Source organism: Tsukamurella strandjordii, assembly GCF_039525985.1.
In the GTDB taxonomy this organism is placed as follows: domain Bacteria; phylum Actinomycetota; class Actinomycetes; order Mycobacteriales; family Mycobacteriaceae; genus Tsukamurella; species Tsukamurella strandjordii.
This window is the reverse complement of sequence record NZ_BAAAII010000008.1, coordinates 221,248-247,585: the sequence shown is the minus strand read 5'-3', so window position 1 is coordinate 247,585 and position 26,338 is coordinate 221,248. Positions and strand designations below refer to the sequence as shown.

Genomic DNA, 26,338 nt, shown 5'->3' with positions numbered 1-26,338 from the left:
AACATCCGGACCCCCGGGACCGTTGGCACGAACAGCCGGCCCGCACGGGGCCGGATCGATCTTCTCTCGAGGCGGGTAGGTAATGACTGCAGCTGGCACCGATATCGCGGACGTGATCATCATCGGATCGGGTCCCGCGGGCTACACCGCCGGCGTGTACGCCGGCCGCGCCGAGCTGAAGACCATCCTGTTCGAGGGCACCAACTTCGGCGGCGCGCTCATGACCACCACCGAGGTGGAGAACTACCCGGGCTTCAAGGCCGGGATCATGGGCCCCGAGCTGATGGACGAGATGCGCGAGCAGGCCATCCGGTTCGGCGCCGACCTGCGCATGGAGGATGTGGAGTCCGCGCAGATCACCGGCGAGATCAAGGAGGTCGTCACCTCCGAGGGCACCTACCGCGCCCGCGCCGTGATCCTGGCGATGGGCGCCGCCGCCCGTTACCTGGGCATCCCCGGCGAGGAGGCCCTGCTGGGCCGCGGCGTGAGCGCCTGCGCCACCTGCGACGGCTTCTTCTTCCGCGATCAGGACATCGCGGTGGTCGGCGGTGGCGATTCGGCGATGGAGGAGGCCATCTTCCTCACCAAGTTCGCCAAGTCGGTCACCCTGATCCACCGCAGCGAGAACTTCCGCGCGTCCAAGATCATGCTGGACCGCGCCCGCGACAACGAGAAGATCCACTTCCTCACCGATGCCGTGGTGACGGCCGTGAACGGTGAGAAGACGGTCGAATCGCTGGCCGTGCGCAACACCGTGACCGGCGCCGAGAGCACGCTGGACGTGACCGGCTTGTTCGTGGCCATCGGCCACGACCCGCGCTCGGGGCTGGTCGCGGGGCAGGTCACCGTCGACGACGAGGGCTACGTGCAGGTCGAGGGCCGCAGCACCGCCACCGGCGTGCCCGGTGTCTTCGCCGCGGGCGATCTGGTGGACCACACCTACCGGCAGGCGATCACCGCCGCGGGCAGCGGATGTTCGGCCGCCATCGACGCCGAGCGCTGGCTGGCGCACCACCGCGAGACCGCGGCCGCGCAGTAATCGTTCTGTCCCCCAATCCCTTTCGATCCGAAGGAACAACCATGGCCACCGTGACCGTCACCGATGCCGATTTCAAGCAGACCGTCCTCGAATCGTCGAAGCCGGTGCTGGTGGACTTCTGGGCCACGTGGTGCGGTCCGTGCAAGATGGTGGCGCCGGTGCTCGAGCAGATCTCCGACGAGCACGCCGACACGCTGGTCGTGGCGAAGGTGGACGTGGATGCCAACCCGGCCGCACCCCGCGACTACCAGGTGCTCAGCATCCCCACGCTGATCCTGTTCAAGGACGGTGAGCCGGTGGCCAAGCTGGTGGGCGCGAAGAGCAAGTCGGCCATCCTCAAGGAGCTCGAGGGCGTCCTCTAGTCGGTCACCGCGGTTGGTCCGGACACCGAAGTGGCCGTATCGTGTACTCGATTCGGCCCGTCCGGGGCCGACCATGGAGCGAACTGAAGGACAGGACATGCCCCGCATCAGCCTCGGTGATCACGGCGGTGCCGTAGCCGAGATCCGCGGCATCCTCGCCGATCAGGGTTTCCTCCCCGATTTCGTGGCGCCGAACGAGCTGGTCAGCGGCGGTTGGACGGTGCCCGAGGCGGTCTTCGACCGTCGCCTGGACCATGCCACCCGCGCCTTCCAGCAGCAGCGCGGCCTGTTGGTCGACGGTGTCGTGGGCCCGGCCACCTACCGTGCGCTGCGCGAATCGACCTATCAGCTCGGTGCGCGCACGCTGAGCTACATCGCCTCGGCACCGCCCTCGGGCGACGATGTGGCGGCGCTGCAGGCCCGGCTGCAGAACCTCGGCTTCTACGCCGGCATGATCGACGGCCTGTTCGGCCCGCAGACGCACCTGGGGCTCTCCGCCTACCAGCGTGAGTTCGGCCTGGTCGCGGACGGTATCTGCGGTCCGGCCACACTGCGCTCGCTCACCTTCCTCGGCTCCCGCGTGACCGGCGGTTCCCCGCACGCGATCCGCGAGGAGGAGCACGTGCGCCGCTCGGGTCCGCGGCTGTCCGGTAAGCGCATCGTGATCGATCCCGGCCTCGGCGGGCCCGACCGTGGGCTCGCGCTGCGCGGCCCCGACGGCCGGATGATCACCGAGGAGGAGATCCTCTGGGATCTGGGCTCGCGCCTGGAGGGCCGCATGGCGGCCGCCGGGATGGAGACCTACCTGTCGCGGCCGCGGGGGATGGACGCCACCGACAGCACCCGCGCGTACACCGCGAACACCTTCGAGGCCGATCTGATGATCGCGCTGCGCACCGCGCACTACCGCAATCCGCGCGCGCACGGCATCGCCTCCTTCCACTTCGGCAACACCCACGGCGCCAGCTCGAACATCGGCCGCAACCTGGCCGGGTTCATCCAGCGCGAGATCGTGGCGCGTACTCCGCTCAGCGATTGCCACTACCACGGCCGGACCTGGGACATCGTGCGCCTGACGCGGATGCCCACGGTGCAGATCGACGTGGGCTACGTGACCAATCCCGAGGATGCGGCGGTGCTCGCCTCCCCGGAGATGCGCGACACCATCGCCGAGGCGATCCTGGTGGCGGTCAAGCGGATGTACCTGCTGGGCGAGAACGACCGGCCCACCGGTACGTACACCTTCGCCGAGCTGATCGCGCTCGAGGAGACCTCGGACACGTGAGTGCCTGACGGGGCTCTCACGGCCCCGTCAGTCCTCCGCCCGGCACACGGGTGCCGCGGCGTCTCCCGTTCCCTCCAGCGCCTCACGGAGGGCCGCTTCGGCCGCACCGGCCGCCAGCAGCTGCTCCAGTGCGTGCTCCACGCCCGCCTTCCATCCGAGGCCCTCGGACAGCTCCAGCCGCAGTCGGGGGTAGCGGTGATGCGGTGCCACGGTCTCGAAACCCATCCGCTCCAGGAAATCGGCATCGGTCAGCGGCACCGTATCGCAGCCGCACGGACCGCAATCTATTTGTGCCACAACGCTTTCCGTGGTCTGACCCACGGGTGTGAGCAGACCGAAGGCCTCCACCGCCCGCACACCACGGCGCACCAGATCGGTGCACACCGCCGTCACCAGTTCCTCACGGACCCGGTCTTCGACGCCCGGTTCGGCTCCCACCCAGGTCAGGAGCACCGCATCGGGGCTGACCGGGGCGGTGGGGAAGGTGGCGGCACGGGGCACGGTGCGGGGCGGGGCGTAGAAGGCCACGCCCACCAGGCGGGAGCTGCCGTCCGGCCGGTGATCGATCGCGATCTGCCCGCAGGAGCCCCACTCCAGCATGAGCATCGACAGCCAGGCCTCCTTGTCGAAGGCCGTGTCGGTCAGGGTGGCCGCCCCGGGGGCCACCTCCCAGTACACGCACTGACGCAGGTGCTTCGGCAGGTCGTCGAAGGCACCCAGCGTGAGGGGGACGATCGTGAGAGCCATGGGACTACCGGCCGGCGAGCAGCGAGACGATGCGGTCGAGATCATCGGCCGAGCCCACCTCGACCACGATCTTGCCCTTGCGCTTACCCATGGAGACGGTGACCTTGGTGTCGAGCCGGTCGGCGATGCGGTCGGCCACATCGCGCAGGCCCGGGTCGGCCTCCTGGCGCCGCTTCGGGGCCGCCGGGGCCACGGTGCCGTCCCCGCGGTTGGCGAGGGTGACCGCCTCCTCGGTGGCGCGCACCGACATGCCCTCGGCCACGATCCGGGCGGCGAGCGACTCCTGCGCCTCGGTCCCGGCCTCCAGGGCGAGCAGTGCGCGGGCATGGCCGGCGGACAGCACTCCGGCGGCCACGCGGCGCTGCACGGCCACGGGGAGGCGAAGCAGCCGGATGGTGTTGGTGACCACGGGCCGCGAGCGGCCGAGCCTGGCGGCGAGTTCGTCGTGCGTCACGCCGAACTCCTCCAGCAGTTGCTGGTAGGCGGCCGCCTCTTCGAGCGGGTTCAGTTGCACCCGGTGGATGTTCTCCAACAGAGCGTCGCGCAGCATGTCGCCGTCGGCGGTCTCGCGGACGATCGTCGGGATGGTCTCGAGGCCGGCCTCCTGGCTCGCCCGCCAGCGGCGCTCGCCCATCACGAGCTGGTACCGCACCTCGCCCTTCGGCGTGGGGAGCGGACGCACCACGATCGGCTGCATGAGCCCGAACTCGCGGATCGAGTGCACGAGCTCGGCCAGCGCCTCCTCGTCGAAGACGGAGCGGGGCTGCTGCGGGTTGGGCTGAATCGCGGTCGGCGCGAGCTCGCGATACACGGCGCCCAGCGAATCGCTGCCGCCGGTCTCGTCCGCGGCGCCCGGGGTGCGGGACGACGGTGCGCGCTTCCCCCCGACGCCGTCGGGTGCGGGTGCCGTCTGCTTGGCGCCGATCACCACGTCGGCCGCGGCGTTGCCGAGCCGCGGTCCCTCGTCGGGTCCGGTGGGGATCAGGGCGGCGAGGCCGCGACCGAGGCCGCCCTTCTTCTGCGTCGCCATGACTACACCGCCTGCCCCGCGCCGCGCAGCGCCAACTCGCGCCCGGCATCCAGATAGCTCATCGCGCCGCGCGAACCCGGGTCGTAGTCGAGCACCGTGGTGCCGTAGCCCGGCGCCTCGGAGACCTTGACGCTGCGGGGGATGGTGGCGCTGAGAACGCGTTCGCCGAAGTGGTTGCGGACCTCGGCCGCCACCTGATCGGCGAGCTTGGTGCGTGCGTCGTACATCGTGAGGAGCACGGTGGAGACGTGCAGATCCTTGTTCAGGTGCGCCTGCACCAGCTCGATGTTCCGCAGCAGCTGTCCCACACCCTCCAGCGCGTAGTACTCGCACTGGATCGGGATCAGCACCTCGCGCGCGGCGACGAGCGCGTTCACGGTGAGCAGCCCCAGCGACGGCGGGCAGTCGATGAAGATGTAATCGATATCGGCGTCCGCGGCGCTCGCGAGCGCATTCTTCAGCCGGGTCTCGCGAGCCACCATGCTGACGAGTTCGATCTCGGCGCCGGCCAGGTCGATGGTCGCGGGCACACAGAACAGGTTGGGGGAGTGCGGGCTCTGCGCCATCGCCTCTTCCAGGGTGGTCTCGCCGATCAGCAGCTCGTAGGTGGACGGTACGCCCGAACGATGGTCGACCCCGAGCGCCGTGCTGGCATTGCCCTGCGGATCGAGATCCACCACGAGCACCCGCAGGCCCTGCAGCGCGAGCGCCGCGGCGAGGTTGACCGCCGTGGTCGTCTTGCCGACGCCGCCCTTCTGGTTGGCGATGGTCAGCACCCGCTGCGCCGTCGGCTTGGGAAGGGTGCCGGCACCTCCCGGGGTCAGGACCTGGCTGGCGCGACGGGCCGCCTCGGCGATGGGGGTGTCGTCCTCCGTGGTTCCACGTGAAACGTCGTACCCGGATTCGTGATCAGTCACGCATACTCCTCAGCTTGATGTCCCCATCCTAGTGACTCGTTCCGACACCGTCAGCCCGGCATCCGGGTCCGGGTGATCGGCGCAGCTCGGTTCGTTCCGACCGGCTCGACGACGTCCGAGACCCTCGAGTTTCACGTGAAACTCCGCGCGATCGAGGAGTCTGTTTCACGTGAAACTCGGCAGCCGGCCTCGCGGCGACGACGCTCTGGATGCTGCCCGGGAGTCCTGCCGGCGATGCGCCTCGTACGGCCCCCGTCGTCTGCCGATCGGGCCTCCCGCCGGTACCGGCCCCCGGCCCGCGCCTGCCCCGGCCGTGATGCGCTGCTCGCGGCGTCCCGCCCGGGAGCGTTCCGCACGGCGCCCGGCGGGGAAGTGCGCGCCTCGCACCCGCGGGCTCGTCCGGCGTACCGCCCCTCGCCGCCCACGTGCTCCGCTCGACGGCATCGTCGTCATCGCGGATCCGTAGCCGCTCGCTCGCGGTCACCGTCGAGCGGGACGCGGACAGGTCACGGTGCGACGACCGCACTGTCGGCTCTCGCGGCGGTCACAGGTTCCACGTGAAACATCGTGGGGATGGCCCACGGCCCTCCCACGCCTCGCACACCGGTCCGCTCGCGGCGCCCGGCCTCGGTCCTACGAGCCGAGCGGATCAGCACCCGAGTTCACCGACCGACCCGTCTCATCGACCGACTCAATCGGAATTGCCCACCGATCTCGATGGCCGGATCTCCGCCGCCATGGCGGGCCACCCGAGGGCCGTCGGATACGGGGGAGGACTGACCCCGGTCTCGACTCGCGCTCGTGCGTCGAGCAGTCCGCGTCATGACTCCCGACAGATCGGACTGGGGCTGCCCGGGTCTGCTCCGCGGCAGCTCGCAATCCACGGAATTATTGGTACGCCCGTACCGAACTGCCTCCCGGTGAGGGCCCGTCGAGACCACCTCGGAGAGGCCGTCTGTCACGTGTCGAAACAGACCGTGGGTAACCAGTAGGGGGCAAATACTGTCCGTTTCGCCCGGATTCGATCACTTGCGGCGGCGCGACGACTTCCCCGCACCGGACCCGCGACGGTAGGCGCGGACGACGGTCGTCGGCGGATCGACGATGCCCTCGCCGCACCGGACCACCTCGGGATCGCACAGTCCGGCCTTCGCGAGGACCGCCGAGTGCTCCTCGATCTCATCGCCGGCGCGCGAACCCTTCAGTGCCAACAGTCGGCCGCCATCGCGCAGCAGGGGAGCGGACCACGGAGCCAACTTCGGGAAACCCGAGACGGCGCGGGAGGTGACCACATCGGCTCCGCCCGCGGCCTGCACCACCGAGCGCTCCTCGGCGCGGCCCCGGACCACACGAACATTCGGCAGGCGCTCCGCGCAGAACTCCTCGAGGAAGACTGCGCGACGCAGCAGCGGCTCCACCAGAATCACCTCGACGTCGGGGCGCGCGATCGCGACCGGAATACCGGGGAGGCCGGCTCCACTGCCGACGTCGACGAGCGTCTCGCCCGCCTCGACCAGTTCGCCGAGCACAGCGCAGTTGAGGATGTGGCGCTCCCACAGCCGGGGTACCTCCCGCGGACCGATCAGCCCGCGCACGACACCGTCGGTGGCCAACACGTGCGCATACTCCTCGGCCAGCGGCAGCCGGTCACCGAACACCGTCGTCGCCTCCGCGGGAGCCGGGGGCAGCTCCTGCCCGGCCTCGTCCGCCGTCGAGGCCACCGCTTCCGCATCCCGCCGTTCCACGTGAAACCTCCGAATCACACTCGTGTTATTTCACAGCTCGCGCTGCCCGCAAACGACGATGGGCCCCAGGCGCACGGCCCGGGACCCATCGTTCACCTCTGCTCCAGTCTAGGCGCTGGGCAGAACCACCACGCGGCGGTTCGGCTCCGCGCCCTCACTCTCCGAGCGCACACCGTCGACCTTGGCCACGGCGTCGTGCACGATCTTGCGCTCGAACGGCGTCATCGGCTTGAGCGACTCCTTCTCGCCGCTCTCCACGACGCGGGCCGCAATCTCGGCGCCCAGCGTGGACAGCCGCGCACGGCGGCCGGCGCGCCAGCCGGCCACGTCCAGCATCAGCCGGCTGCGGTCGCCGGTGGACTGCTGCACCGCGAGGCGAGTCAGCTCCTGCAGGGCGTCCAGGACCTCACCGCGCTGGCCCACGAGCTTCGTCAGATCCTCGCCACCGTCGATGGCCACGATCGCGCGGCCGCCTTCGACATCGAGGTCGATATCGCCGTCGAAGTCCAGGATGTCGAGCAGTTGCTCGAGGTAGTCGGCGGCGATCTCGCCCTCCTCGACCAGTTCGTCGTCCTCCTCGGCAGCGGTATCCGCGGGCGCCACGGCGGTGGTCTTCTCGTCCTCGACGGTCACGTCGTCAGACATGCGTACTCCTTGTGGTTCTTCAGTAGGGGTATAGGGGCGGCTCAGCGCCGCTTCTTCCGCTGCTGCTGGTTGCGCTGCCGCTGGCGAGCGTTCCCGGAGGGATGCTGCTGCTTCGGCTTCGCACCGGCCGCGGGCTTGGCGCCGGGGGTGGGCTTCGACGGTGCGTCGGTCGCCTCCTCGGCGTCCTCCGTCTCGGCTCCAGCGGTCGTATCGACCGCCTTGGCCGCCTGCGCGCCGCCCTTCTTCGCCACCGGCTTCGCACCGGGTTTGGGGGCGTTCTCGGCGCGCTTCTCCTGCGCCAGCTTCTTCTTCTCCTCGTCTTCCTTGTCCAACTTGCCGAAGACGATGTGCTGCTGGCAATAGGTCCAGATGTTCTGGGTGACCCAGTAGATCAGGATGGCGACGGGCAGGAAGAAACCACCGACCAGCACGCCGATGGGGAAGACCCACAGCATCAGGCGGTTCATGATGGCCGTCTGCGGGTTATCGAGCGAGGCGACGGGCTGGCGCGCGATCGAGGCACGGGCGTTGAAGTGCGTGGCCAGGGCGGCGACGATCATGAGCGGCACGGCCAGCCAGAAGATCATCCACTTGTCGAAGTCGGGCTGGATGAAGTCGTTGTTGATGTTCACCGGCATGAAGGCCTGGAACTGCTCGAAGGGCTCCTGCACGTACGAGGACAGCGGCACGCCGAAGAGGCGGGCGTCCAGGAAGCTCTGCACGTCGGTGGCCGAGAAGAAGTAGTTCGGCGTGTGGCGCGTCTCGTACGCCGTCATGTTGGGCGAGCCGAACATCTGGGTGGCTCCGCCGGGCATCCGGTTGAACGAGCGCAGCACGTGGAACAGGCCGATGAACACCGGAACCTGCAGCAGCGCAGGCAGACAGCCGAGCAGCGGGTTGAAACCGTGCTCCTTCTGCAGCTTCTGCATCTCCAGGGCCAGCTTCTGCCGGTCCTTGCCGTACTTCTTCCGCAGCGCCTGCATCTGCGGCTGGAACTCCTGCATCTGCCGCGTGGTCTTGATCTGGCGGACGAAGGGCTTGTACAGGATGGCGCGCAGGGTGAGCACCAGGAAGATCACCGAAAGAGCCCAGGTCACTCCCTTGTCCGGACCCAGGCCGGGAATCATCGAGAACAGCTTGTGCCAGACCCACATGATGCCCGAGACCGGGTAGTACACGTAGTCCAGAGATAAGGGATTGAACACGTCCGTGGTGCTCCTTGTCGTTCTACTTCATGAGGTTTCGGGCGCGGCGGGCATAGCCGCGCGGGTGGCGATCGGCGCCGGGGGAACGAGCTACTCGGGAACAGGGTCCCATCCGCCGCGGTGCCAGGGACCGCATTTCAACAGCCGAATGGTACTGAGGTACACACCCCGCACGGCGCCGTACCGGCTGAGCGCCTCCACCGCGTACTCACTGCAGGTGGGCATGAAACGGCATGTGGGAGGGCGCATCGGAGAGATCCAGGTGCGGTACCACTGCACCATCCCGATCAGTGCGCGCCGCGGCAGCTGCCGCATCGCGGTGGCCGCGCTCACAGGGCACCCAGCTTGGTGAGGCCCGAGCGCAGTTGCGCCGCAAGTTCATCGGAGTCGTCGTCCGCAGCGGCGCGCAATGCGCGGATCACCACGAGCGAGCCGTCGTCGAGTCCGCCGACCAGCGACGAGGCGGCCGCGCGCAGTCGCCGGGCCACGGCGTGCCGGGTGACGGCATTGCCCACCGACTTGGACACGATCAGTCCCACCCGCGGCGCCGGGATCACCGGATCCACACCGCTCCCGGACACGACGAGGCCCGGCATCCGCTCGGAAGCAGCTGCCGGGCTTGCAATCTCATCAGCCATTGCCGGTTGGCCACGGTTCACCACGTGCACGACGATCGAGCGCCGGCCCACCCTCCGGCCACCTTTGACCGCCGCGGCGAAATCGCGCGACGAACTCATCCGGTGGCGGGCGGGTAGCACTGCGTGGGTCTGCCTTCGTATCCCCTGTGCACGAACGCCACCGCGCCCTGAACGCTCAGGGGCCGCGGTGGCGCCGTGGATCAATGAATCAGGCCGTCAGCTTCGCGCGGCCCTTGGCACGACGCGAAGAGACGATGGCGCGCCCGGCACGGGTGCGCATACGAAGACGGAAGCCGTGAACCCGCGCGCGGCGACGGTTGTTCGGCTGGAACGTCCGCTTGCCCTTAGCCACGGTGACACTCCTTGTTCGGTACGGCGGCGCTGGTGCGCCACCGGATGGTGGATGGAAACTCTCGGCGACACATGAAGTTCAACTTGAGGTCGAACTCGCCCGACGGATCGGTGTGCGCACAGACCGTCCAAGACTACTTATCCCGCCTGACAAGGTCAAACCGCGACACCGCCGGTCCCGTGACGCAGGTCACGATGAGGGTCGCCCGACACGCCGATTCCCGGTCGCGTCCCACACTGTCCTGCGAGAATGTGCTTCGTGTTGAGGAGTCCGCTCCGCTCTGTTAACTTTGCCGAATGCGATCGCTGAGCACGACCACGGCCGTCCGTGGCATCGAGGCACGGCAGCACCGGGCCCGCAGGGACCTGGCGTGTACCGGCCTTCGGGCGGCTCCGTAGCCGGGGCCCGACCCCGGACCGCCTGCACCAGCGCAGCGAGATCGACGATCGGCCGAGACAACGGCCGCAGCATCCTTATACCCGGTTCTGCCACACCTGTGGATAGATCTGTGGAGTAGAGTGCTTTCGCAGGTCGGGTGGGGTGGATTCATGCACAACCCGATAACGAACATGTGGACGAGAAGCCGGCAGCCCAACAGCTCCGGGCCCGGCGCGGAGGACCTGATGACCGTTGATCCACTCATCGAGACGTGGACGGCCGTCGTCGACGATCTCTGTGGGGAGAGCACCGATCGCACCCTCACCATGCAGGAGAAGGCCTGGCTGCGCCTGGTCCAACCGCTGACCCTGACCGAGGGCTTCGCGCTCGTCGCCGTCCCGTCGCAGCTCATGAAGGACGTGATCGACCGCAGTCTGCGGGACCCGATCATCGATGCGCTGTCCATGCGGCTCGGCCAAGACGTGGAGCTCGGCGTGCGCATCTCCCCGGACGCGACGCCGCCGGTCACCGTCGAGGCCGAACCGCCGGCCGGGCCCAGCACCGCCGACCTCCCCGTGCCCACGCCGACGGCCACCCTGGAGGCACCGTCGGTCACCCTGCCGCCGCCGATGACGGGTCCGTCGTCGAAGTCGAGCGGTAGCTCCGGTTCGAGCTTGAACCAGAAGTACACCTTCGAGACCTTCGTGATCGGCGCCTCCAACCGGTTCGCGCACGCGGCGGCCTTCGCCGTGGCCGAGGCGCCGGCCCGCGCCTACAACCCGCTGTTCATCTGGGGCGAGTCCGGACTCGGGAAGACCCACCTGCTGCACGCGGCGGGGCACTACGCGCAGCGCCTGTTCCCGGGCATGCGGGTGAAGTACGTCTCCACCGAGGAGTTCACGAACGACTTCATCAACTCGCTCAAGGACGACCGCCAGGTGCAGTTCAAGCAGCGCTACCGCGATGTGGACATCCTGCTGGTGGACGACATCCAGTTCCTGGAAGGGAAACTGGGTATCCAGGAGGAGTTCTTCCACACCTTCAACACGCTGCACAATGCGAACAAGCAGATCGTGGTCTCCTCGGACCGGCCGCCGAAACAGCTTGCAACGCTGGAGGATCGGCTGCGCACTCGGTTCGAGTGGGGCCTGATCACCGATGTGCAGCCGCCCGAGCTCGAGATCCGCATGGCGATCCTGCTCAAGAAGGCGCAGATGGAGCGGATCCACGTTCCGCACGATGTGCTCGAACTCATCGCCACCCGCATCGACCGCAACATCCGCGAGCTCGAGGGCGCCTTGATCCGCGTGACGGCCTTCGCCTCACTCACGCAGACAGACGTGACCTACGAGCTCGCCGAGATGGTGCTGCGCGATCTGGTGCCGGACACCACGACGATCGAGATCAGTTCCAGCACCATCCTTTCGGTGGTGGCGGAGTACTTCGAGATCACCGTGGCCGATCTCAAGGGCACCGAGCGCGCCCGCGCCGTGACCCACGCGCGGCAGATCGCGATGTACCTGTGCCGCGAGCTCACCGAGCTGTCGCTGCCGAAGATCGGCCAGATCTTCGACCGCGACCACACCACGGTGATGTACGCGGAACGCAAGATCCGCAAGGAGATGCCGGAGCGGCGCCGCGTCTACGACCAGGTGCAGGAACTGACCACCCGGATCAAGCGGCGCAGCCAGTAGCGGTCAGCGCCCGCTGCTGCAGATGAGCGGTCCGCCGCCGGTGCCCTCGGCGCTCGACTTCTGTTCCGAGACGACCGTGCCGTTCCGGGTGATCTTGCACGTGACATCGCCGGTGTAACCGATCACGGTGATGTTCACCAGCGCCGCGTCCGAGGAGAAGGTCTTCGACCACGGAAGCGGTTGCGAGCCGAACAGACTCGTGTCCGGAATGCCGATCGTCACCAGCTGCGCGGAGCCGGTGCCGGACACTTCCACCTGCCACTGCCGCGCGTTCGGTCCGGTGGTGGACCCGCCGCCGAAGATGTTGGGCAGCGAGAACGACGGTGACGCAGTGCCGCCGGTGGCCGGCGCCTTGGTCGTGGTGCGGGTAGCCGTCGTGGTCGGCGTCGCCGTCGTGGTCGCCGCCGTCTCCTTCGAACCGCTCGTGGCGACACCCACCACGACGCCCGCCAGCACCAGCACGAAGATCACCGTGGCCACGGCGATCCACAGCACCTTCTTGTTCTTGTTGCCGTCACCGCCGTCCCCACCACCGGGCCCACCCGGACCGTACGGATCACCGGGGGGCGGGCCCTGCGGGGGCTGCTGGCCGTCGTAGGGGCCGTACGCGCCCGGTGCGTAGCCGAGCTCGTAGCCGCCGGGCTGGCCGCCGGTCTCCTCGCGGCCCATTTCCCGCGTGGGCTGGTACCCGCCCGGCTGCGCCGGCGGGTACGGACCGCCCGGCTGTGCCGGGGGATAGGGGCCGCCGGGCTGCTGCGGCGGCACCGGACCACCGGGTTGCGCCGGATAGTTCTGGCCGCCCGGATGCTGCCCGGGATTCTGCTGCGGATCGGGGTATCCCATGGTCACAAAGTACGCCACGGCGCGGAGCGGGCACCTGTGCATCGACCGCGTCGCCTGTGGATGAATCACCGAAAATGCAGGAACAACCTGGGGATGATTCCTCCACAACCGTCCACAGGTTCGGTTCCTCACCAATTACACGGATGTACTTCCACATTGCCTACGGCGCGTCGTCAACACACCGACACGCCTGTGATGCTGCGCGGACGGCCTTCCTCCACATCATCCACAGGCCTTATGACTACAGGCTATTTCTTCTTTCAATACTTCTTTTGAAAAGAGGGTGTGGGGAAGCGGGCCGCATCGGCCCGCGCCGGAGCTGTAGTTCAGGCGGGCGTACACCCGCTGGTCCCGCCTCCTATAGCATCGAAGCCCTGACGGCAGAAGCCGCCACGCCCTGCCCGCATGTCCCTACCGAAAGGCTCCGTCGGCATGAAGTTTCGCGTCCCGCACGAGGAGTTCGCCGAATCCGTCGCGTGGGTGGCCCGCAGCCTGCCGTCGCGTCCCCCGGTACCGGTGCTCGGCGGCGTCCTGCTGACCGCGGGCGACGACGGGCTCACCGTCTCCGGATTCGACTACGAGGTCTCGGCGCAGGTGCGCGTGGGCGCCGAGGTCGCCGACGAGGGCCAGGTGCTGGTGTCCGGCCGGCTGCTCGCCGACATCACCAAGGCTCTGCCCAACAAGCCGGTCGACGTGGAACTCGATATCACCCGCGTGGCCATCAGCTGCGGCAGTGCGAAGTTCTCGCTGCCCACGATGCCCGTCGAGGACTACCCGCAGCTTCCCGAGCTGCCGCAGCAGACCGGCGCCATCGAGCGGTCGACCTTCGCCGAGGCCATCTCGCAGGTCGCCATCGCCGCCGGCAAAGACGACACGCTGCCCATGCTCACCGGTATCCGGGTGGAGATCGAGGGCGAGAAGGTGGTTCTGGCCGCGACCGACCGGTTCCGGTTGGCCGTGCGCGAATTCGACTGGCAGCCGCAGTCCGGCGACGTGAAGGCCGCCGTCCTGGTGCCCGCGAAGACCCTGTCCGAGGCCGCGAAGACCTTCGCCGGTGATTCCGAGGTGGGTATCGCGCTGGGCGCCGGTTCCGCCGTGGGCGCCGACGGTCTGCTCGGTGTGGTCGGCCCGGACCGCCGCACCACCACCCGCCTGCTGGACGCCGATTTCCCGAAGTTCCGCCAGCTGCTCCCCGCCGCGCACACCGCGATCGCCACGATGGAGATCGCACCGCTGCTCGAGGCCATCAAGCGTGTGGCCCTGGTGGCGGACCGCGGCGCGCAGGTGCGGATGGAGTTCGGCGACGGTTCGCTGCGGCTCTCGGCCGGTGGCGACGACGCCGGCAAGGCCGAGGAGGAGCTGCCCGCCGATTTCCAGGGCGAGCCGCTCACCATCGCCTTCAACCCGGGCTATCTGCAGGACGGCCTGGCCGCGATCCACACCGAGTCGGTGACCTTCGGGTTCACCACGCCCTCTCGGCCTGCGGTGCTGCGCCCCACGGTGGAGAATGCTTTCCAGCCGGACGACTCGGGGGCGTTCCCCGCGCCGCAGAGCGCGTACACGTACCTGCTGATGCCCGTGCGTCTGCCCGGCTGATCGAACCGTCGAACTCCATCACACGGAAGGCATGACCAGCATGCAGTTGGGTCTCATCGGTCTGGGCAAGATGGGCGCGAACATGCGCCAGCGCGTGCGTGCCGGTGGGCACGAGGTCGTCGGGTACGACCCGCGGCCCGAGGTGACGGACGTCCCCACCCTGGAGGCCCTGGTCGACGCGCTCGAGGCGCCGCGCGTGGTCTGGGTGATGGTGCCGGCCGGCGAGCCCACCCGGGAGACGGTGCGCAAGCTGGCGGACCTGCTCGGCGAGGGCGATCTGGTGATCGACGGCGGCAACTCCAAGTACACCGACGATCAGCCGAACGCCGAGCTGCTGGCCGCCAAGGGCATCGGCTACCTCGATTGCGGTGTCTCCGGCGGTGTCTGGGGCCTGGAGAACGGCTACGGGCTCATGGTCGGCGGCTCGGACGCCGATGTGGAGCGCGCGATGCCGATCTTCGACGCCCTGCGCCCCGAGGGCGATCGGGCGGACGGCTTCGCGCACAGCGGCCCCGTCGGCGCCGGTCACTACGCCAAGATGATCCACAACGGCATCGAGTACGGCCTGATGCAGGCCTACGGCGAGGGCTACGACCTGCTCGAGGCCGAGCCGCTGATCGAGAACGTGGCCGGCACGCTGCGCGCCTGGAGCAAGGGCACCGTGGTGCGGTCGTGGCTGCTGGATCTGCTGGTCAAGGCCCTCGAAGAGGATCCCGGCCTGCAGGAGATCACCGGCTACACCGAGGATTCCGGCGAGGGCCGCTGGACCGTCGAGGAGGCCATCCGGCATTCGGTGCCGGCGCCCGTGATCGCGGCCGCGCTGTTCGCGCGATTCCAGTCCCGGCAGGATGATTCGGACACCATGAAGGCGGTCTCGGCCCTGCGTAATCAGTTCGGCGGTCACGCCGTGCGCCGCGCCGACTAGGTTCTCGCCGCTTCCCTTGTACGTTCGCCGATTGCGCCTGCGCGACTTCCGGTCCTGGGACGATGTGGACATCGAACTGGATCGGGGCATCAATGTCTTCGTGGGGCGCAACGGATTCGGGAAGACGAACCTCGTCGAGGCGCTGAACTACCTGGCCACGCTCGGCTCGCATCGTGTGTCCACCGATCAGCCGCTGATCCGGGTGGGCGCCGAATCCGCCTCGGTTCTGGCCACGGTGCACAACGAGGGCCGCGAGCTGACCGCGGAGATCGACATCGTGGCGGGCCGCGCGAACAAGGCCCGGATCAACACCGCGCCCAGTCGGCGGCCCCGCGACCTGCTGGGAATCCTGCAGTCGGTGCTGTTCGCCCCCGAGGATCTGGCGTTGGTGCGGGGCGAGCCCGGCGGCCGCCGGCGCTTCGTGGACGATCTCGCGATTCTGCGCACGCCCCGGATCGCCGCCGAGAAGGCCGATTACGAGCGCGTGCTCAAACAGCGCACGGCCCTGCTCAAGACGGCCTACGCCGCCGCCCGGCGCGGGGGACCCGACGCCGAATCGATGCTGTCCACGCTCGACGTCTGGGACGCGCAGCTCGCCCGGTTCGGCGCCGAACTGCTCGCGGCCAGGCTCGAGGTGGTGGCCGCGCTGCAACCGCATCTCACGCTGGCCTACGGGGCCCTTGCGCCGCATTCGCGCGCCGCCACCATGGCCTATACGAGCGGCCTGTTCGACGAGGACTTCGAGGGCGAGCCCGCCGAGGCCACCGTCGCGGAACTCGAACAGGCCCTGCTGGCGGGCCTGCAGCGCGCACGGTCCCGGGAGATCGAACGCGGCGTGTGCCTGGTGGGGCCGCACCGCGACGATGTGGACCTGCGGCTCGGCAACGAACCCGCGAAGGGCTTCGCCTCCCACGGCGAATCCTGGTCGTACGCACTGGCATTGCGCCTGGCCTCGCTGGAACTGCTGCGGTCCGGCGGGAGCGAGCCGGTACTGCTGCTCGACGATGTCTTCGCCGAGCTCGATACCAAGCGGCGCACCGCGCTGGCCGAGGTCGCGCTGGCGACCGAGCAGGTGATCGTGACCGCCGCGGTGCCCGAAGACCTGCCGCCCTCGTTGCGGGCGCGCACTTTCGAGGTGACCGTCGAGGGACCCGCGGACGCGAGGATCTCCCGGCTGGCTGAGGCCGTCGACGATTCATCAGATGAATCGAGCCCGGCTTCGGCGGAGTGAGTGCAGGCGTGCGCGAAGATTAGTGGTCCCGTATTGTCCTGATTCGATCGCAGACCGCGACAATATCGCAAACTGCGACAAACCTCCGATCTTTCTTTCGCTGTACAACAATGGAAGGCAGGCACCGTGCGGATAGCGATCGCGTGCATGGGCTCCCGCGGAGACATCAGCCCGCTCCTCGCCGTAGCGGGGGTGTTCGCCGACCGGGGGGACACCGTCGAGATCGGGTGCACGGTGGAATCGCGGGACTTCGTGCGGTCGCACGGCTTCGAACCGCGCGTTCTCACCACGCTGAATCTGAAGGAATTCCTGCAGTCGCCGCTCGGCCAGGAGAAGTTCTTCGGCACCGGCACCACCACGCAGCTGCGGGCCGTGGGCAAGCTCGCGGATTCACACGCCGATGAGTTCGACGAGCACCTCGAGGCACTGTGCGAGGGCGCCGACTGCGTGATTAGCACCCGGATCATCGAGGAACGTGCGGCCCTGGTGACCCATCGTCGCCACACGCCGCTGGTGATGCTGGAGTACTTCCCCGGCGATCCGCACAGCCCGGTGCCGAATCCACTGCTGGGCCCCCGGTTGCAGGACGCGGCGGCGAAGATCCCGGCCGTACTGCCCCTCACCTACCGGGTGTTCAACGTGGGCTGGGCGCTGAGCATCTTCAAGAAGACCCTGCACCTGGCCAAGCGCGTGGGCTATCCCCACCGGATCGTCAATCCCCGGTCGGTGCTGGCCGGCCGCGACATCCTGCGGATCGAGGCCTTCGGGACGGCGCTGGTGCCCCCGCGCACCCGCCACGACGAGCGGCAGCCGCGGATCGGTTTCATCCGGATCGGCGGCCGCCCCGCCGACCGGGCCGATCGCGATGCCGCGATCGAGGCCTGGATCGCGCAGGACGACCGGCCCATCGTGTACGTGGGCTTCGGCAGCATGCCGGTCGTGGATTTCGACGGTGTGGTCGGCGGGCTGTCCGCCACCCTGGCGCGCAACGGCATGCGGGTGATCGCCGTGCCCGGATGGTCGGCCCGCACCGGCGACGAGGTGGTCAACACGCCGGACCTGCTGGTGGTCCCCGATGTCGATCACGATGCGGTGTTCCCGCGATGCGCGGTCCTGGTGCACCACGGCGGCGCCGGCACCACCGCCATCGCGGCGGCCTCGGGCAGCCCGTCGCTGGTGTGCAGCCAGGCCTTCGACCAGCACTTCTGGGGCCGGCGGATCGAGGCCGCCCGGGCCGGCGCCGTGCTGCCCCGCCGCCGGATGACCGCCGACACCATCGCGGCCGAGGTGCTGGCCCTGGTGCGCGACGAGGCGGTGGTCGTCGGTGCACGCCGCACCGGTGCGGCCGCCGCGAACGATCTGCACGGCCGGGACCAGTTCATCGCGGCCTTCGACGCCTTCATGGCCGAGGTCGCGTCCACCGAGGGTGAGGGGTCCGGTCACTGATATGCCGGCTTCCCCTGGCGCCCTGAGCGCGTCGAAGCGGTGGATATCGCTCGGTACCGTGTGCATCGCCGTCCTCATGACGGGCATGGACAACAGCATCGTCACCATCGCGCTGCCCACGCTGAGCGAGGAGTTCGGCGGCGGGATGAGCGCGCTGCAGTGGATCGTGGACTCCTACACGCTGGTCTTCGCGGGCCTGCTGCTGGCCACGGGCTACTTCGGAGACAGGATCGGCCGGCGCAAGGTGCTCGTCGCAGGACTCGCGTGCTTCATCGTGATCTCCATCCTGGCGACCAGGTCCACCTCGCTGGCCCAGTTGATCACCGCGCGTGCGGCATTGGGCGCCGCCGCGGCACTGATCTTCCCCGCGACCCTGGCCATCATCTCCGAGCTGTTCCCGGAGAAGCAGGAGCGCACGAAGGCGATCGCCGTGTGGTCGGCCGCGGCCGGCGCATCGATCGCCATCGGCCCCGTGGTCGGCGGCTACCTGGTGGAGCACTTCGCCTGGTCGTCGGTGTTCTGGATCAACGTGCCCATCTCGATCGTCGCGATCATCGGCTGTCTCACGCTGGTCCCGGAGTCCTACGGTTCCGAACGCCCGTCCTTCGACCTGTTCGGGGTGCTGCTGTCGATCTCGGGCATCACGCTGCTGGTGTGGGGCCTGATCGAGGCGCCGAACTTCGGTTGGGGCAGCGCGCCCGTGGTCGGTGCGCTGGTGGCCGCGGTGGTCTTCCTGATGGCCTTCGTGGCGTACGAGCGGCGCCATGCGAATCCGGTCCTGGATGTGACCCTGTTCCGTTCCCGCGGGTTCGCCATGGGCTCCTTCGCGATCTGCGCCGGCTTCTTCTGCCTGTTGGGCTTCGTCTTCATCACGATCATGTACTTCCAGGCAGTGCTGGGTTACGGGCCGCTGGAGACCGCGGTGCGCGTGATCCCGTTCGCGCTCGTGGCGGTGGCGGTGACGCCGCTTGCGGCCCAAGCCAACACCGAGCGCCGGATGCGGTTCGCGATCTCGATCGGCCTGGGGATCATGGCCATCGGTTTCGTGGTCACCTCCCGGCTCACCGAATCCGCCGACTACCTCACGCAGATCCTGCCCGCGATGTCGGTGATCGCCGTGGGTCTGGGCCTGTTGCAGGGCCCCGCCACCACCTCCGTGATGACCTCGGTGCCGTCGGGTGAGGCTGGGGCCGGATCGGCGGTCAACGACACCACGCGCGAGGTGGGCGGTGCGCTCGGCGTCGCGATCCTCGGTTCGGTGGTCGCGCACCTGTACTCCGCTCGGGTCGCCGAGGATCTCGCCCGCCTGCCCGTGACGCCGGGTATCCGGGCCGAGGCGGAATCGTCGGTGATCGGTGGCGTGCGTGCCATCGGAGCTGCACCGCCCGAGCTGCAGGCCGTGGTGGGGCACACCGTGCAGCAGGGCTTCGTGCACGCCATGCAATCGGCGAACCTGGTGGCCGCCGGTGTGGCCCTGTTCGCGGGCATCACGGTGGCGGTGTTCATGCGGAGCACGGTTAGCACCGCAGGGGGCAGGCACCGGAGCACGGGGGACGGGCCGCAGCTGCGGGTCCAGGACCTGATCTCCGGCGAGCCCACCGGCGGCGGACACACGGAACCTGTCGGAGGGCGCGGGTAGCCTGAGGGCATCGCGGCCAGGAGAGGAGCGCACATGACGGGTCCGAACGACAACGGTCAGTTGCACGGCTCCGATATCGCGCGCCGTGCCCTCGAGGAGGCCCGCGCCGCGGCGAAGGCGGCCGGCAAGTCCGTGGGCCGCGGCAATGCCGCACCGATGACGGGCGGAGTGCGGCGGCTGCGGCAGGGCTCGCGGAAGTGGTCCGGCCCCGCGCCGGACGGCCGTGATCCGCAGAAGTTCGGCGCCCTGATCGGTGGCATCGCGAAGGCCCGTGGCTGGGACCGAAAGGTCGGCGAGGGAACGGTTCTCGGCTGCTGGGACACCGTGGTCGGTGCCGATGTCGCGGCGCACGCGCGGGCCGTCAGCCTGCGCGAGAAGGTGCTCTACGTGAGCGCCGAATCCACCGCCTGGGCCACGCAACTGCGGCTCATGCAGCCCCAGCTGCTCGCGAAGATCAACGCCGCCGTCGGGCAGGGCGTGGTCACCTCGCTCAACATCACCGGCCCCACCGCACCCAGCTGGCGCAAGGGTCCGCTGCACGTATCGGGCCGCGGTCCGCGCGATACCTACGGATAAACCGATCTGCGGCCCAGCAGGGCCGTGCGGCCAGCGAGACCCGATTCGGAGTGATCGCGCCGAAACGAGGTCGGATTCGTCTGCGACGCGTTCAGGGCGTGGCAACCGCATTTAACGTCCTGAAGAAGAGTAGACTGGAACTGCAAGAGCGGATCGCCTCGGTGGCCCGCTGTCCGTTCACCATCGACAGGACCGTCGGGTACCCCCCGGCGGCGCCGCGCGGTGGTATCGACGAAGGAGCGCCAACACATCGTGGCGGCTGACAACAACGCTGGAAAGTCCGGTTCGGGCAACTACGGCGCAGATTCCATCAAGCAGCTCGAGGGCCTCGAGGCGGTGCGCAAGCGCCCCGGCATGTACATCGGCAGCACCGGCCCACGCGGTCTGCACCACATGATCCAAGAGGTCGTCGACAACTCCGTCGACGAGGCCATGGCCGGCTACGCCACGCGCGTGGACGTGCGACTTATGGCCGACGGCGGCGTCGAGGTGATCGACGACGGCCGCGGTATCCCGGTGGCGATGCACGCCAAGGGCATGCCGACGGTGCAGCTGGTGCTCACCTCGCTGCATGCCGGCGGCAAGTTCGACTCCGACTCCTACGCGGTGTCGGGCGGCCTGCACGGCGTCGGTATCTCCGTGGTGAACGCGCTGTCCAGCAAGGTCGAGGTCGAGATCGACGTCGACGGCTACCACTGGCAGCAGGACTTCGCCTGGAACGACAAGGAACGCACCTCCGTCGCCTCCGAGCTGAGGAAGGGCGAGCCCACCGACCGCACCGGCACCACCGTGCGGTTCTGGGCCGATCCCAAGGTCTTCACCGACACCACCTTCTACGACTTCGAGACGGTCGCGCGTCGCCTGCAGGAGATGGCCTTCCTCAACAAGGGCCTGACCATCACGCTCACCGACGAGCGCCCGGTGGCGGTCGAGGTGCCCGACGAGGACCTCACCGAAGAGGCGCCCTCCGCGCACGAGGAGGACGTGCAGGCCGCGTTGGAAGAGGTTGCGCCGAAGAAGCGCGAGCGGATCTTCCACTACCCCGACGGCCTGGTGGACTACGTCAAGCACATCAACGCGCGCACGTCGAAGACGCCGATCCACGGCTCGATCATCTCCTTCGAGGGCCAGGAGAAGGGCCACGAGGTCGAGATCGCGATGCAGTGGAACTCCGGCTACTCGGAGTCGGTGCACACCTTCGCGAACACGATCAACACGCACGAGGGCGGCACCCACGAGGAGGGCTTCCGCGCGGCGCTCACCTCGGTGGTGAAGGCCTACGCCAAGGACAAGAAGCTGGTCAAGGAGAAGGACGGCGAGCTCACCGGTGACGACATCCGTGAGGGTCTCGCCGCCGTGATCTCGGTGAAGGTCTCCGAGCCCCAGTTCGAGGGCCAGACCAAGACCAAGCTGGGCAACACCGAGGTCAAGGGCTTCGTGCAGAAGGTCTGCCGCGAGCAGATCTCCCACTGGTTCGAGTCGAACCCGGCCGATGCGAAGACCATCGTGCAGAAGGCCTCCGCCTCGGCGCAGGCCCGTCTGGCCGCCCGCAAGGCGCGTGAGCTGGTGCGCCGCAAGAGCGCCACCGACATCGGCGGCCTGCCCGGCAAGCTCGCCGACTGCCGCAGCAACGACCCCGAGAAGTGCGAGGTCTACATCGTCGAGGGCGATTCCGCCGGCGGCTCCGCCAAGAGCGGTCGCGACTCGATGTACCAGGCGATCCTGCCCATCCGCGGCAAGATCATCAACGTCGAGAAGGCCCGGATCGACAAGGTGCTCAAGAACACCGAGGTCCAGTCGATCATCACCGCCTTCGGTACCGGCATCCACGACGAGTTCGATCTCGCCAAGCTGCGCTACAACAAGATCGTGCTGATGGCCGACGCCGACGTGGACGGCCAGCACATCTCGACCCTGCTGCTCACCCTGCTGTTCCGCTTCATGCGGCCCCTGGTGGAGCACGGCCACGTGTACCTCGCGCAGCCGCCGCTGTACAAGCTCAAGTGGCAGAAGGGCGCCGAGCCGGAGTTCGCCTACAGCGACCTCGAGCGCGACGTGCTCCTGGCCGACGGTCTCGCCGCCGGCAAGAAGATCAACAAGGACGACGGCATCCAGCGCTACAAGGGCCTCGGCGAGATGAACGCCAAGGAGCTGTGGGAGACCACCATGGACCCGACGGTGCGCGTGCTCAAGCAGGTGACCCTCGACGACGCCGCCGCGGCCGACGAGCTGTTCTCGATCCTCATGGGTGAGGACGTGGTGGCACGACGCTCGTTCATCGCCCGCAACGCCAAGGACGTGCGGTTCCTCGACGTGTGATCCGCGGCGGCCCGGGCCACCGGGCCGCGCGAACCGCACCGTCGAACCGCCTGAACCTGAAGGATTTCCATGACTGACACCACCCTGCCCCCGGAAACCGGCGGCGGCCACGACCGGATCGAACCGGTCGACATCCAGCAGGAGATGCAGCGCAGCTACATCGACTACGCCATGAGCGTGATCGTGGGCCGTGCCCTGCCCGAGGTGCGCGACGGCATGAAGCCCGTGCAGCGCCGAATCCTGTACGCCTCGTACGACGCCGGCTACCGGCCTGACCGCAGCTACGTCAAGTCCGCGAAGCCGGTCGCCGAGACCATGGGTAACTACCACCCGCACGGCGACTCCGCGATCTACGACGCCCTGGTGCGTCTGGCCCAGCCCTGGTCGCTGCGCTACCCGCTGATCGACGGCCAGGGCAACTTCGGCTCGCCCGGTAACGATCCCGCGGCCGCCATGCGTTACACCGAGGCCCGGCTCACGCCGCTCGCGATGGAGATGCTGCGCGACATCGACGAGGAGACAGTCGATTTCGTCCCGAACTACGACGGCAAGACGATGGAGCCCACCGTGCTCCCCGCGCGCGTGCCGAACCTGCTGATGAACGGCGCGGGCGGCATCGCGGTCGGCATGGCCACCAACATCCCGCCGCACAACCTGCGTGAGCTGGCCGACGCCATCTTCTGGTGCCTGGACAACTTCGAGGCCGATTCCGAGGCCACGCTCGAGGCGTGCATGGAGCGCGTGAAGGGCCCGGACTTCCCGACCCACGGCCTGATCGTGGGCAGCCAGGGCATCAAGGACGCCTACTCCACCGGCCGCGGCTCGATCCGCATGCGCGGCGTGGTGGAGGTGGAGGAGGACTCCAAGGGCGCAACGGAACTCGTCATCACCGAGCTGCCCTACCAGGTGAACCCAGACAACCTGGTGCTCTCGATCGCCGAGCAGGTGCGCGACGGCAAGATCGCCGGCATCAGCAAGATCGAGGACCAGTCCTCCGATCGTGTGGGCATGCGGATCGTGGTGCGGCTCAAGCGCGATGCCGTCGCCAAGGTGGTCCTCAACAACCTGTACAAGCACAGTCAGCTGCAGACCAGCTTCGGCGCCAACATGCTGTCCATCGTCGACGGTGTGCCCCGCACGCTGCGGCTGGACCAGATGATCCGCTACTACGTGACGCACCAGTTGGACGTCATCGTGCGGCGCACCCGATTCCGGCTGCGCAAGGCCGAGGAGCGGGCCCACATCCTGCGCGGCCTGGTCAAGGCGCTCGACGCCCTGGACGAGGTGATCGCCCTCATCCGGCGGTCGGAGACCACCGAGATCGCCCGCGCCGGCCTGATCGAGCTGCTCGACGTCGACGAGCTGCAGGCGAACGCCATCCTCGATATGCAGCTGCGCCGCCTCGCGGCCCTGGAGCGGCAGAAGATCATCGACCAGTTGGCCGAGATCGAGCTCGAGATCGCCGACCTCAAGGACATTCTCGACAAGCCGGAGCGCCAGCGTGCCATCGTCCGCGACGAGCTGGCCGAGATCGTGGAGAAGTTCGGCGACGACCGCCGCACCAAGATCATCGCGGCCGACGGCGACGTGACCGACGAGGACCTGATCGCCCGCGAGGACGTGGTGGTCACCATCACCGAGACCGGTTACGCCAAGCGCACCAAGACCGACCTGTACCGCAGCCAGAAGCGCGGCGGCAAGGGCGTCAAGGGAGCCGATCTCAAGCAGGACGACATCGTGGCGCACTTCTTCGTGTGCTCGACCCACGACTGGATCCTGTTCTTCACCACCAAGGGTCGCGTGTACCGGGCCAAGGCCTACGAGCTGCCCGAGCAGAGCCGCACCGCCCGCGGCCAGCACGTGGCGAACCTCCTGGCCTTCCAGCCGGAGGAGCGGATCGCCCAGGTCATCCAGATCAAGGGTTACGAGGACGCGCCGTACCTGATCCTGGCCACCAAGAACGGTCTGGTGAAGAAGTCCAAGCTGGAGGACTTCGACTCCAACCGCAGCGGTGGCATCGTGGCCATCAACCTGCGCGACGAGGACGAGCTGGTGGGCGCGGTGCTCGCCTCCTCCGACGACGATCTGCTGCTGGTGAGCAAGAACGCGCAGTCGATCCGGTTCGCCGCCACCGACGAGGCCCTGCGTCCCATGGGCCGTGCAACCTCGGGTGTGCAGGGTATGCGCTTCAACGGCGACGATCAGCTGTTGGCGCTCAACGTGGTCCAGGAGGACACGTACCTGCTGGTGGCCACATCGGGCGGTTACGCCAAGCGCACGCCGATGGACGACTACCCTGTGCAGGGGCGTGGCGGCAAGGGCGTGCTGACGATTCAGTTCGACCCCAAGCGCGGTGAACTCGTGGGAGCGCTCATCGTCGACGATGAGACCGAGCTCTATGCGATCACCTCGGGCGGCGGAGTGATCCGCACCGCCGCGCGGCAGGTCCGCAAGGCGGGTCGCCAGACCAAGGGTGTCCGGCTGATGAACCTCGGCGAAGGCACTACGCTTCTGGCGATCGCCCGAAACGCCGACGAGACCGACGAGACGAGCGACGAGACCGAGCAGGCGACCACCGAGGAATAGTCGCCGTGACTCAAGAGGAGCGCATGTGAGTACCCCTGGAACCGGCCCCGGGCAGCCCAGTGAGCCCGGGCCGGAGCAGGCGGGTCGACAGCCCGTCCGGATCCCGCGACGCGATACCGATCTCGGCCGCGTCATCGACGCGCCCACCGAGGGCGTGGAGCGGAATGAGCTGCCCAAGGATCTGCCCGACCTCGACAAGATCCACCATGTGACGACGGCGGAGGCGGCCACGGCTCCCGTGGCCACCACGCCGCCGCCGGCACCGCCCGCGGACGCCCCGGCCCAGCCGGAGGCCGCGGCGGAGCCCGCACCGTCGAACCTGCACACCGTGGGCAGCACGCCCGCCCGCGCCGCCGGGGTGAAGACCCAGGCGGCCACGGGACCCGTGCGGGCCGCGATGCAGCTGCGGTCCATCGATCCGTGGACCACGTTCAAGCTGGCCGGTGTGGTGTCCGTGGTTCTGTTCTTCGTGTGGATGATCGCCGTGGGCGCGCTCTACGTGATCCTCAACGGGATGGGCGTGTGGTCGAAGATCAACGACAGCTTCCAGACGCTCGTGAACGAGCAGGCCGGATCGTCGATCCTCACCGCGGGCGACGTCTTCCTGTACTCGAGCCTCGTGGGGCTGGCGAACGTGGTGCTGCTGACCGCGCTCGCCACCGTGGGCGCGTTCATCTACAACCTCTGCGCCGACCTCGTGGGCGGCGTCGAGGTGACCCTCGCAGATAGGGACTGACCAGCGATTTTGTTGGAACCGGGGTGCACTGGTAATCTTTGACCTCGGTTCACGGGCCTATAGCTCAGGCGGTTAGAGCGCTTCGCTGATAACGAAGAGGTCGGAGGTTCAAGTCCTCCTAGGCCCACCACACCCCCACTCGGGGCCTTAGCTCAGTTGGTAGAGCGCCGCCTTTGCAAGGCGGATGTCAGGAGTTCGCATCTTATCTCCAGCTGACAGGCTCGGTGAGGGGTTGACCAGCAGGGATGCTGTGGTGGACATGTCCACCACGAGGTCGTAGTTTGGCGGTGGGGACGGTGCCCAGCAATGGGTGCACAACCACACACGGGGGCTTAGCTCAGTTGGTAGAGCATCGCCTTTGCAAGGCGAGGGTCAGGGGTTCGAATCCCCTAGCCTCCACAGTG

At 68.4% G+C, this 26,338-nt stretch carries 23 protein-coding genes and 3 tRNA genes; 16 read left to right on the top strand and 10 right to left on the bottom strand.

The window, feature by feature from the left end; all coding sequences use genetic code 11:
- Positions 1–82: 82 nt before the first annotated feature.
- The 3 genes from trxB to ABD108_RS15795 all read left to right on the top strand — a co-directional run bounded on the left by trxB (position 83) and on the right by ABD108_RS15795 (position 2,686).
- Positions 83–1,039 carry a thioredoxin-disulfide reductase gene (gene trxB, locus ABD108_RS15805; RefSeq protein ID WP_220657195.1) on the top strand — a complete coding sequence of 319 codons (957 nt, stop codon included), beginning with the start codon at positions 83–85 and terminating at the stop codon, positions 1,037–1,039.
- Between the two features lie 41 nt (positions 1,040–1,080).
- Complete coding sequence (gene trxA / locus ABD108_RS15800; protein WP_220657194.1) at positions 1,081–1,401, top strand: thioredoxin; 321 nt, start codon at positions 1,081–1,083, stop codon at positions 1,399–1,401.
- Between the two features lie 97 nt (positions 1,402–1,498).
- Entirely contained in the window at positions 1,499–2,686 is a 1,188-nt protein-coding gene (locus tag ABD108_RS15795; protein WP_220657193.1) for an N-acetylmuramoyl-L-alanine amidase, read from the top strand.
- Between the two features lie 27 nt (positions 2,687–2,713).
- On the opposite strand, the gene ABD108_RS15790 is transcribed toward ABD108_RS15795, so the two are convergent.
- From ABD108_RS15790 to rpmH, 9 genes are all read right to left on the bottom strand, one after another.
- Positions 2,714–3,433 carry an acetyltransferase gene (locus ABD108_RS15790; protein WP_255585595.1) on the bottom strand — a complete coding sequence of 240 codons (720 nt, stop codon included), beginning with the start codon at positions 3,431–3,433 and terminating at the stop codon, positions 2,714–2,716.
- 4 nt (positions 3,434–3,437) lie between these two features.
- Positions 3,438–4,463: a ParB/RepB/Spo0J family partition protein gene (locus ABD108_RS15785; protein ID WP_343930768.1), complete on the bottom strand. Its 1,026-nt coding sequence runs from the start codon at positions 4,461–4,463 to the stop codon at positions 3,438–3,440.
- A gap of 2 nt (positions 4,464–4,465) precedes the next feature.
- Positions 4,466–5,380, bottom strand: coding sequence for a ParA family protein (locus ABD108_RS15780; RefSeq protein WP_255585594.1), 915 nt, complete (start codon positions 5,378–5,380; stop codon positions 4,466–4,468).
- Between the two features lie 1,025 nt (positions 5,381–6,405).
- Positions 6,406–7,101, bottom strand: a complete 696-nt coding sequence (gene rsmG / locus ABD108_RS15775) for a 16S rRNA (guanine(527)-N(7))-methyltransferase RsmG (protein WP_425579795.1) — start codon at positions 7,099–7,101, stop codon at positions 6,406–6,408.
- Between the two features lie 132 nt (positions 7,102–7,233).
- Positions 7,234–7,770 (bottom strand): Jag family protein, encoded by a 537-nt coding sequence (locus ABD108_RS15770; protein WP_220657190.1) that lies wholly within the window; start codon positions 7,768–7,770, stop codon positions 7,234–7,236.
- Positions 7,771–7,811: 41 nt separating this feature from the next.
- Positions 7,812–8,924: a membrane protein insertase YidC gene (yidC, locus tag ABD108_RS15765; protein ID WP_255585737.1), complete on the bottom strand. Its 1,113-nt coding sequence runs from the start codon at positions 8,922–8,924 to the stop codon at positions 7,812–7,814.
- Positions 8,925–9,065: 141 nt separating this feature from the next.
- Entirely contained in the window at positions 9,066–9,290 is a 225-nt protein-coding gene (gene yidD / locus ABD108_RS15760) for a membrane protein insertion efficiency factor YidD (RefSeq protein ID WP_220658517.1), read from the bottom strand.
- 14 nt (positions 9,291–9,304) lie between these two features.
- Positions 9,305–9,712: a ribonuclease P protein component gene (gene rnpA / locus ABD108_RS15755; protein ID WP_374758686.1), complete on the bottom strand. Its 408-nt coding sequence runs from the start codon at positions 9,710–9,712 to the stop codon at positions 9,305–9,307.
- A gap of 109 nt (positions 9,713–9,821) precedes the next feature.
- A complete protein-coding gene (gene rpmH / locus ABD108_RS15750; RefSeq protein WP_220657187.1) occupies positions 9,822–9,965 on the bottom strand; it encodes a 50S ribosomal protein L34 in 144 nt (47 codons plus the stop codon).
- Between the two features lie 623 nt (positions 9,966–10,588).
- Here rpmH and dnaA point away from each other — a divergent pair.
- Entirely contained in the window at positions 10,589–12,037 is a 1,449-nt protein-coding gene (gene dnaA / locus ABD108_RS15745; protein ID WP_220657186.1) for a chromosomal replication initiator protein DnaA, read from the top strand.
- A 3-nt stretch (positions 12,038–12,040) separates the two neighbouring features.
- Here dnaA and ABD108_RS15740 read toward each other — a convergent pair whose 3' ends face one another.
- Positions 12,041–12,880: a hypothetical protein gene (locus tag ABD108_RS15740; protein WP_343930767.1), complete on the bottom strand. Its 840-nt coding sequence runs from the start codon at positions 12,878–12,880 to the stop codon at positions 12,041–12,043.
- Positions 12,881–13,312: 432 nt separating this feature from the next.
- Between ABD108_RS15740 and dnaN the strand changes: the two genes are divergently transcribed.
- The 12 genes from dnaN (at position 13,313) to ABD108_RS15680 (ending at position 26,333) form a co-directional block, all read left to right on the top strand.
- Complete coding sequence (gene dnaN / locus ABD108_RS15735) at positions 13,313–14,476, top strand: DNA polymerase III subunit beta (protein ID WP_343930766.1); 1,164 nt, start codon at positions 13,313–13,315, stop codon at positions 14,474–14,476.
- 40 nt (positions 14,477–14,516) lie between these two features.
- Positions 14,517–15,401, top strand: coding sequence for a phosphogluconate dehydrogenase (NAD(+)-dependent, decarboxylating) (gene gnd / locus ABD108_RS15730; protein ID WP_220658516.1), 885 nt, complete (start codon positions 14,517–14,519; stop codon positions 15,399–15,401).
- Between the two features lie 16 nt (positions 15,402–15,417).
- Positions 15,418–16,632, top strand: coding sequence for a DNA replication/repair protein RecF (gene recF, locus ABD108_RS15725; RefSeq protein WP_220657183.1), 1,215 nt, complete (start codon positions 15,418–15,420; stop codon positions 16,630–16,632).
- Between the two features lie 147 nt (positions 16,633–16,779).
- Positions 16,780–18,078 (top strand): glycosyltransferase, encoded by a 1,299-nt coding sequence (locus tag ABD108_RS15720; RefSeq protein ID WP_343930765.1) that lies wholly within the window; start codon positions 16,780–16,782, stop codon positions 18,076–18,078.
- Between the two features lies 1 nt (position 18,079).
- Positions 18,080–19,717 (top strand): MFS transporter, encoded by a 1,638-nt coding sequence (locus ABD108_RS15715; protein WP_343930764.1) that lies wholly within the window; start codon positions 18,080–18,082, stop codon positions 19,715–19,717.
- Positions 19,718–19,750: 33 nt separating this feature from the next.
- Positions 19,751–20,293, top strand: coding sequence for a DUF721 family protein (locus tag ABD108_RS15710; protein ID WP_220657180.1), 543 nt, complete (start codon positions 19,751–19,753; stop codon positions 20,291–20,293).
- Positions 20,294–20,545: 252 nt separating this feature from the next.
- Entirely contained in the window at positions 20,546–22,612 is a 2,067-nt protein-coding gene (gene gyrB, locus ABD108_RS15705) for a DNA topoisomerase (ATP-hydrolyzing) subunit B (protein ID WP_220657179.1), read from the top strand.
- A 69-nt stretch (positions 22,613–22,681) separates the two neighbouring features.
- A complete protein-coding gene (gyrA, locus tag ABD108_RS15700; protein ID WP_220657178.1) occupies positions 22,682–25,198 on the top strand; it encodes a DNA gyrase subunit A in 2,517 nt (838 codons plus the stop codon).
- Positions 25,199–25,223: 25 nt separating this feature from the next.
- Complete coding sequence (locus ABD108_RS15695) at positions 25,224–25,934, top strand: DUF3566 domain-containing protein (RefSeq protein ID WP_343930762.1); 711 nt, start codon at positions 25,224–25,226, stop codon at positions 25,932–25,934.
- 53 nt (positions 25,935–25,987) lie between these two features.
- Positions 25,988–26,064: transfer RNA gene (locus tag ABD108_RS15690), tRNA-Ile, on the top strand.
- Positions 26,065–26,083: 19 nt separating this feature from the next.
- Positions 26,084–26,145, top strand: a tRNA-Ala gene (locus ABD108_RS15685).
- Positions 26,146–26,260: 115 nt separating this feature from the next.
- Positions 26,261–26,333 (top strand) — tRNA-Ala (locus tag ABD108_RS15680).
- Positions 26,334–26,338 lie beyond the last annotated feature (5 nt).